This is a genomic window from Pseudomonas sp. CGJS7, from assembly GCF_036961695.1.
In genome coordinates, this window is sequence record NZ_JBAMDI010000031.1 from 85,484 (window position 1) to 92,386 (window position 6,903).

At 69.0% G+C, this 6,903-nt stretch carries 5 protein-coding genes; 3 read left to right on the top strand and 2 right to left on the bottom strand.

Going from position 1 to position 6,903, the window contains the following annotated elements; genetic code table 11:
- Nucleotides 1–117 precede the first annotated feature (117 nt).
- Nucleotides 118–1,131 carry an aldo/keto reductase gene (locus V7787_RS19830; protein ID WP_336089236.1) on the top strand — a complete coding sequence of 338 codons (1,014 nt, stop codon included), beginning with the start codon at nucleotides 118–120 and terminating at the stop codon, nucleotides 1,129–1,131.
- A gap of 165 nt (nucleotides 1,132–1,296) precedes the next feature.
- Here V7787_RS19830 and V7787_RS19835 read toward each other — a convergent pair whose 3' ends face one another.
- Both V7787_RS19835 and V7787_RS19840 read right to left on the bottom strand, forming a co-directional pair.
- The gene (locus tag V7787_RS19835) at nucleotides 1,297–3,420 is read right to left on the bottom strand and encodes a TonB-dependent siderophore receptor (RefSeq protein ID WP_336089238.1); all 2,124 of its coding nucleotides are present in this window, start codon (nucleotides 3,418–3,420) and stop codon (nucleotides 1,297–1,299) included.
- Nucleotides 3,421–3,605: 185 nt separating this feature from the next.
- Nucleotides 3,606–3,824 carry a hypothetical protein gene (locus V7787_RS19840; RefSeq protein ID WP_336089239.1) on the bottom strand — a complete coding sequence of 73 codons (219 nt, stop codon included), beginning with the start codon at nucleotides 3,822–3,824 and terminating at the stop codon, nucleotides 3,606–3,608.
- A 270-nt stretch (nucleotides 3,825–4,094) separates the two neighbouring features.
- Between V7787_RS19840 and V7787_RS19845 the strand changes: the two genes are divergently transcribed.
- Both V7787_RS19845 and V7787_RS19850 read left to right on the top strand, forming a co-directional pair.
- A complete protein-coding gene (locus tag V7787_RS19845; protein WP_336089240.1) occupies nucleotides 4,095–5,405 on the top strand; it encodes a hypothetical protein in 1,311 nt (436 codons plus the stop codon).
- A 98-nt stretch (nucleotides 5,406–5,503) separates the two neighbouring features.
- Nucleotides 5,504–6,841 (top strand): amidohydrolase, encoded by a 1,338-nt coding sequence (locus V7787_RS19850; protein ID WP_336089241.1) that lies wholly within the window; start codon nucleotides 5,504–5,506, stop codon nucleotides 6,839–6,841.
- Nucleotides 6,842–6,903: the final 62 nt, after the last annotated feature.

Consider the following 6,903-nt stretch of genomic DNA (forward strand, 5'->3'; position numbering starts at 1 on the left):
CCCCATTTTTCGATCAATCGCCCCGCCCTAGAGTGCACAGCACGCCCCACCCGGGCGCCGCGGCCCTCTCCCACCGCCGCCGATCCGCTCTCCCCCTTCCGATCAGGAGACCCACCCATGAGCACCCTCAACACCCCGCTCCCGACCCGCCGCCTCGGCCGCAACGGCCCTACCGTCTCGGCCCTGGGCCTGGGCTGCATGGGCATGAGCTTCGCCTACGGCGCGGCCGACGAAACCGAATCGCTGGCCACCCTGGACCGCGCCCTGGAACTGGGCGTGAACTTCCTCGACACCGCCGACATGTACGGCCCCTACGCCAACGAAGAACTGCTGGGCCGGGCGCTGAAGGGCCGCCGCGAGCAAATCTTCCTGGCGAGCAAGTTCGGCATCGTGTTCGACCCGGCCCGGCCGCAGGCGCGCGGCGTCAATGGCCGTCCGGAGTACGTGCGCGCCTCGATCGAAGGCAGCCTCAAGCGCTTGAACACCGATCGGCTGGATCTGTACTACCAGCACCGCATCGACGCCTCGGTACCGATCGAAGACACCGTCGGCGCGATGGCCGAACTGGTGCGCGAAGGCAAGGTGCGTTACCTGGGCCTGTCGGAGGCTTCGGCCGAAACCCTGGAACGCGCCCACGCCGTGCATCCGATCACCGCCGTGCAAAGCGAATACTCGCTGTGGACGCGCGATCCCGAACACAACGGCGTGTTCGAAGTCTGCGAGCGCCTGGGCATCGGCTTCGTCCCCTACAGCCCGCTCGGCCGCGGCTTTCTGACCGGCAACATCACCAGCGCCGACCAATTGCAGAGCGACGACTTCCGTCTGAGCACGCCGCGTTTCCAGGGCGACAACTTCGCCAAGAACCTGGCGCTGGCCGAACAGGTCAAGGCGCTGGCGGCCGGCAAAGGCCAGACCCCGGCGCAGTTGGCTTTGGCGTGGGTGCTGGCGCAGGGCGAACACCTGGTGCCGATCCCCGGCACCAAGCGCCGCAAGTACCTGGAAGACAACCTCGGCGCGTTGCAGGTGACGCTGTCGGCCGACGAACTGGCCCGACTCGACGCGCTGTTCCGCCCCGAAGCGGTGGCCGGCGCGCGTTACACCGAAGTGGGCATGGCGTTGGTCGGACGCTGAGTGCCGCTCGATGGGCCGGCGCGTTCGCGCTCCGGCCCATCGTCTCTATAAAAACCACCGAACCCCATAGCCCCCTTTGCAAAAGGGGGCTCGCGCCCTACGTCAGCACGAAGCCGACGCGAAACCAACGGCGCGGGGGATTACCCACCAGCGCGCACATCACCCTCACCACCGATAACGCACAGTCGCCGTCACCGTCCGCGGATACCCGTAGTAGCACCACAACGCGCTGTTGCACACGCTGACGTACTCCTTGTCGCCCAGGTTGCTGGCATTGAGCTGAAACCGCCAGTTGTCCAGGTCGTACCGCACCGAAGCATCGACCAAGGTATACGACGGCGTCTTCCACTGGTTGTAGATATCGCCGTAATGCTCGCCGGTGTAGCGCACGCCCGCGCCGAACCCCAACCCCGACAACGCGCCGTAAGCGACGGTGTAATCCGCACCGAGCGAGGCGACATTGCGCGGCTGCAAGGCGATTTGCTTGCCCAGCGCGCCGGCATCGTTGGTCCGGGTCACTTCCGAATCGGTGTAGGTGTAGGCGCCGAACACGCTCAGACCGTTGGCGAAATTCCAGCGCCCTTCCAACTCGGCCCCGCGCACCCGGGTTTCGCCCTGCTGCACCGAAAACAAGGTGTGGTTGGGGTCGACGGTCAAGGTGTTCTGTTGCTTGATCTCATACACCGCCAAGGTCGCCAGCGCGCGGCCGCTGGCCGGCTGGAACTTCAATCCGGCTTCGATCTGCTCGCCGGTGGTCGGCTTGAACGACTGGCCGGCGAAGTTCGCGCCCACCGTCGGCTCGAACGACTGCGACCACGACACATACGGCGCCCAGCCCGAATCGAACAGATAGTTCACGCCGACGCGGCCGGAGAACTTGCTGTCGTTCTGGCGCTCGCGCGTGACCGGCGTGGCCAGCAGCCGGTCGGTGCGCGTGCGCACCCGGTCCTGACGGCCGGCCGCGGTGATCACCCAGCGGTCGATCTTGATCTGATCCTGCACGTACGCGCCGAGCTGCTGCTGCACCTTGTCCTCGCGCGAGGTGTAGGCCGGCTTGACGATCGGCGCGCCGTACACCGGATTGAAGATGTCCAGCGACGGCGCGCCGAACGCGAACGCCGAGCTGTAGTCGCTTTCCAAGCGGCGGTAATCCACGCCGGCCAGCACGGTGTGGCTCAGCGCGCCGGTATCGAATTTCAGTTCGACGTTGTTGTCGACCGCGAACGATTTGGAGCTTTCTTCCAGCGGGAAGTAGTAGCGAGTCAGCGTGCGCTGATCGGCTTGCAGGCCGAACGCGCCGACGCCGGCGTCGTGATCGACATCGACCTTGCCGTAGCGCAGGTTCTGCCGGAACGTCACTTCGTTGTTGAAGCGATGGCTGAACTCGTAGCCGAACGATTTCATGGTCTTGAGGTAGTCGTTCCAGCCCGGCTCGCCGGTGTAGCGATTGCGCGGGATCTTGCCGTTCGGATTCGGCGACAGCGTGCCGGCCGCGGGCAGGAAGCCGCCGCCCTGCGCGGTGTCGGCCTTCTGCCAGCGCGCGAGCAAGGTCAGCGAGGTGTCTTCGCTCGGCTTCCAGGTCAGCGCCGGGGCGAAGAAGTAGCGATCGTCCTTGACGAAGTCGACGACGTTGTCGCTGTTGCGGGCCAGACCGGTGAGCCGGTAGAACCAGGTGCCGCTGCCGCCGAGCGGCCCGCCGAAATCGAACGCGGCCTGGCGCAGGCCGTAATTGCCCAGCGTGGCCTCGACCTCGCGCAGCGCCTCGGTGGTCGGCCGCTTGCTGACCATGTTGACCAGGCCGCCGGGCGGCATCGCGCCGTAGGCGACCGACGAGGGCCCCTTGAGCACGTCCAGGCGCTCCAGGCCGTAGGGTTCGATCCGGGTACCGCCGGTCCACACGCCGTCGGTGAGGGTCAGGCCGTCCATGTACCGCGCCGGGCTGAAGCCGCGCACCAGCAACCAGTCGCTGCGGGTGTCCTGGCCGTAACCGCCGCCTTGCGCGCCGGCGGTGTACCACACCGCTTCCTCGATGCCCTGGATGCCGCGGTCGCGCATCTGCTGGGCGGTGATCACCGACACCGACTGCGGCACTTCGATCAGCGGCGTGTCGGTCTTGGTGACCGTCTGGCTGCGCTTGGCGATCGGCGCGCGAACTTGCACGTTGTCCAGGGTGGTGGCGTCTTCGGCCGCCTGCGCGGCGGCGGCGGCGAACAGCAGCGGCAGGCCGAACGCGGCCAGGCGGATCGCGCGAGTCAGCGCGGACGGATTCGGGGTGGGGCGAGACGGCATGAGCGGCGACCTGAGACGGAAACGGGCGGAGCCATCGCGCGGGCGCGGGCCCGCAAACGATAACTATTCTCATCTTAGGTCGGGGGTGGTGCGGGGCGCAAACGCGGTCGCCGCGCGCGCCCTGGCGCAAGGCCGGGCTTGAATCGCCATGACGGGCGCCTCGGCCCGCCATGGCGAAGGCGCGGTCAGAGCTCCGGCATCAACAGGCAACCGGCCGGCTGGGCGCAGCGGTTGTACTCGTGCGCGCAAGCCCACTGCTCGGCGCCGGGCTGGGCCATGCAGTAGTTGTAGGTGCCCATGCAGCCCTCGCAACGAGGATTGAACTGCGCCGATGACGCCGTGGCGAACCCGGCGGCGAACACGAACATCGCCGCCAACAGCGTCTTGTTCCGGGAAATGCGCATAGCGACCCTTCTCCTTGGTCTGTGCCGGATTGGCCCGTGGAGCATGCGCGCGCCCCCGGCGGCGGCGCGTGACCGGATTCACGGCTCGCCGATGCGGCGGTCGGCGCGGCGCCGTCCGTGCAGCCGCGGTCCGCGCGGCGGCGACTGCGACCTGCGGCGATTGACGCACGCGGCCGGGTTGGCGAGCATGCCGCTGTCGACCGACTCGACCCCGTCCCTTCACCGCCGCCGGAAAGCACTCCGGCGCTCGCCAGCGCAGGATGCGCCCGCATGTTCCAGCCTTCGTCCGACCGCTTCGAACAGCTGCACGGCCCGATCGAACGATTGCGCATGACCGCCGCGTCCGACGGACGCTTCATCGCCTGGGTCGGCGGACGCGAACTGCATGGCCGCATCGAAGGCGCCTTCAACGCCGTACACGGCGTGTTCGCGCTGCAACGCATGGCGCGCTTCGGACTGCCGGCACGAATCGGCGTGTTGGTCGCGGCCGACGGGCGTCGCCAGTTGCATTGGGCGGTCGCCGCCGGCAGCGCCGGACTGGTTCCGACGCCGTCCCGGTTCGAGCGCCAGCACGCCTTCGCCCAGGCGATGCGCTGGCTGCCGGTGTTGGCGCTGTGGCTGATCTGGTCGGCGGTGACGCTGCCGCGCGCGTACCTGGGCAAGGGCTGGATGTTGCTGCTGTTGCTCGCGTTGTCCGGCTCCGCGGTGATCGCCTGGATGCTGGGCACGCACGCGGCGAAGTGGTGGCGGCAGTGGCGGCGGCGCGAGGTCTTGGCCGAATCCGAACAGCGATTGATCGACGCCATCGGCGCGGTGCGCAAACAGCACCGGCTGTGGTCCCGGCGGCTGCGCGATCGATCGCTGCGCCGGGCCACCGCGGCGGCCGCCGCACATGCCGCCGATTTGGCCGACGCCGAGCGGGTGGAAACCTGGGCCGGCGGCGACGACGCGGTGGCCTTGCAATGCCTGCACGGTCGCCTGCCGATGCCGCACGCAAGCCAGGACCTGCACGGCGAGGGCACCGGCATGCTGCTGATCGACGATTACCGGTTCGCGCTGTGCGGCCGCTATCTGAGCCTGCGCGCCCTGCACGGCCCCGGTTATGCGGTGCCGTTCCTGGCGATGGGCGACCGGGTCGAGGTGTGGCTGCCGGCGCGGGAAGAACCCGACGTCAACCTGGTCTACGCGCTGCGCAACCTCGAAGACGGCCGGCTGTACATCGCCCATGGCGCGTTCCGGATGCTGGCGTCCGCGCCGCAGGCGCTGACCGGCTACACCGGGCGCAGCTATCGCCTGCGCGGCGCGGTCGGCGCGGCGGCGGCCTTGTTGGGGACGGTCCTGTGTTACTTCGTGTTCGGCGCGGACCCGGCCGAAACCGGCCGCGCGGCGGAACGCGGCGGGTTTTTCGCGCTGCTGTTCCTGGCCATGCTCGCCGCGATCGTGCTGCCCTACCTGTGGTCGCGCTGGCGTTGGCGCCGCGGCCGCGCCAACCCGCGCGAGCGTTTGACCGAGCGGCTGTACGCCGCGCTGGGACTCGGCTCGCCGCTGGCGCCGCTGCCCGCGCACGTGCACGACATCTGAGCCGCCGCCGCGATTCGCATCGGCGCATGCCGCACGGCGATATCGTCGCGCGGCGATAGCGCTTAGCATCGGGGCCTTCTTCGAGTGTGGAGCGCGCGATGTCCGGGTTCGATCGTCTGCCGATAACGCTGTCGGCGCTGGCTTGCGCGGTGGCCGCGTTGTATTCCACCGGCGCGCGCGCCCAGGCCGGCGACGCCGCGCAGATCGCCCAGGCCGCGCAAGCGGTGCAAACCCAGGTCGTGGCCTGGCGCCGCGATATCCACCAGCACCCCGAACTGGGCCAGCACGAAGTGCGCACGGCCAAGCTGGTCGCCGATCAGTTGCGCAAACTCGGCCTGCAACCGCGCACCGGCATCGCCCACACCGGCGTCACCGCGGTGCTCAAGGGCGGCCGTCCCGGGCCGCGCATCGCCATCCGCGCCGACATGGACGCGCTGCCGGTGACCGAACCGGCCGGGTTGCCGTTCGCGTCCAAGGTCACCGCCGATTACCGCGGCCAACCGGTCGGGGTGATGCACGCCTGCGGCCACGACGCGCACGTGGCGATCCTGCTCGGCGTGGCCACCGCGCTGGCCGCGCAGAAGGACCGGCTGCCGGGCGAGGTGATGTTCGTGTTCCAGCCGGCCGAGGAAGGCCCGCCGGTCGCGGGCGAGCCGTTCGGCGCCAAGCTGATGCTCGATCAGGGCGTGTTCAAGGATTTCAAACCCGAGGCGGTGTTCGGGCTGCACGTGTGGGCCGGGCTCAACGTCGGCCAGATCGGCTACCGCAGCGGCCCGATGCTGGCCAGCGCCGACGAATGGAGCCTGACCGTGCGCGGCAAACAGACCCACGGTTCGCGGCCGTGGGACGGGGTCGACCCGATCACCGTCGGCGCCCAGATCCTGCTCGCCAGCCAGAGCCTGATCGCGCGCCAGATCAACATCGCCGCGACCCCGGTGGTGCTGACCGCGGGCCAGTTCAACAGCGGCGTGCGCTTCAACATCATTCCCGACGAAGCCAAACTGGTCGGCACCTTGCGCACCTTCGACGCGGCGGTGCGCGAGGACACCATCGCCCGCTTGCGCCGCACCGCCGAGGACTACGCCCACGCCGCCGGCGCCAGCGCCGAGTTGCAGGTGGTCAACAACGCGCCGGCCACCATCAACGACCCCGCCCTGACCCGGCGCGCGCTGCCCTCGCTGCGGCGCGCGGCCGGCGAGGCCAATGTGGTCGAGTCCGGGCTGGTGACGGTGGCCGAGGATTTCTCGCAGTTCGCCAACACCGTGCCGGGTTTTTACTTCTTCGTCGGCTCCACCGCCCAGGGCAGCGACGCGGCCAAGGCGCCGATCAACCATTCGCCGAATTTCGTGCTCGACGAAGGGTCGTTGGAGGTGGGGACCAAGGCGATGTTGCAGGTGGCGCTGGATTACTTGCACGGCGCGCCGGTTGACGATTGATCGGCGACTTCGCCGCGTTCTTCACTCCCGTCATTCCCGCGCAGGCGGGAATGACGAGCTGA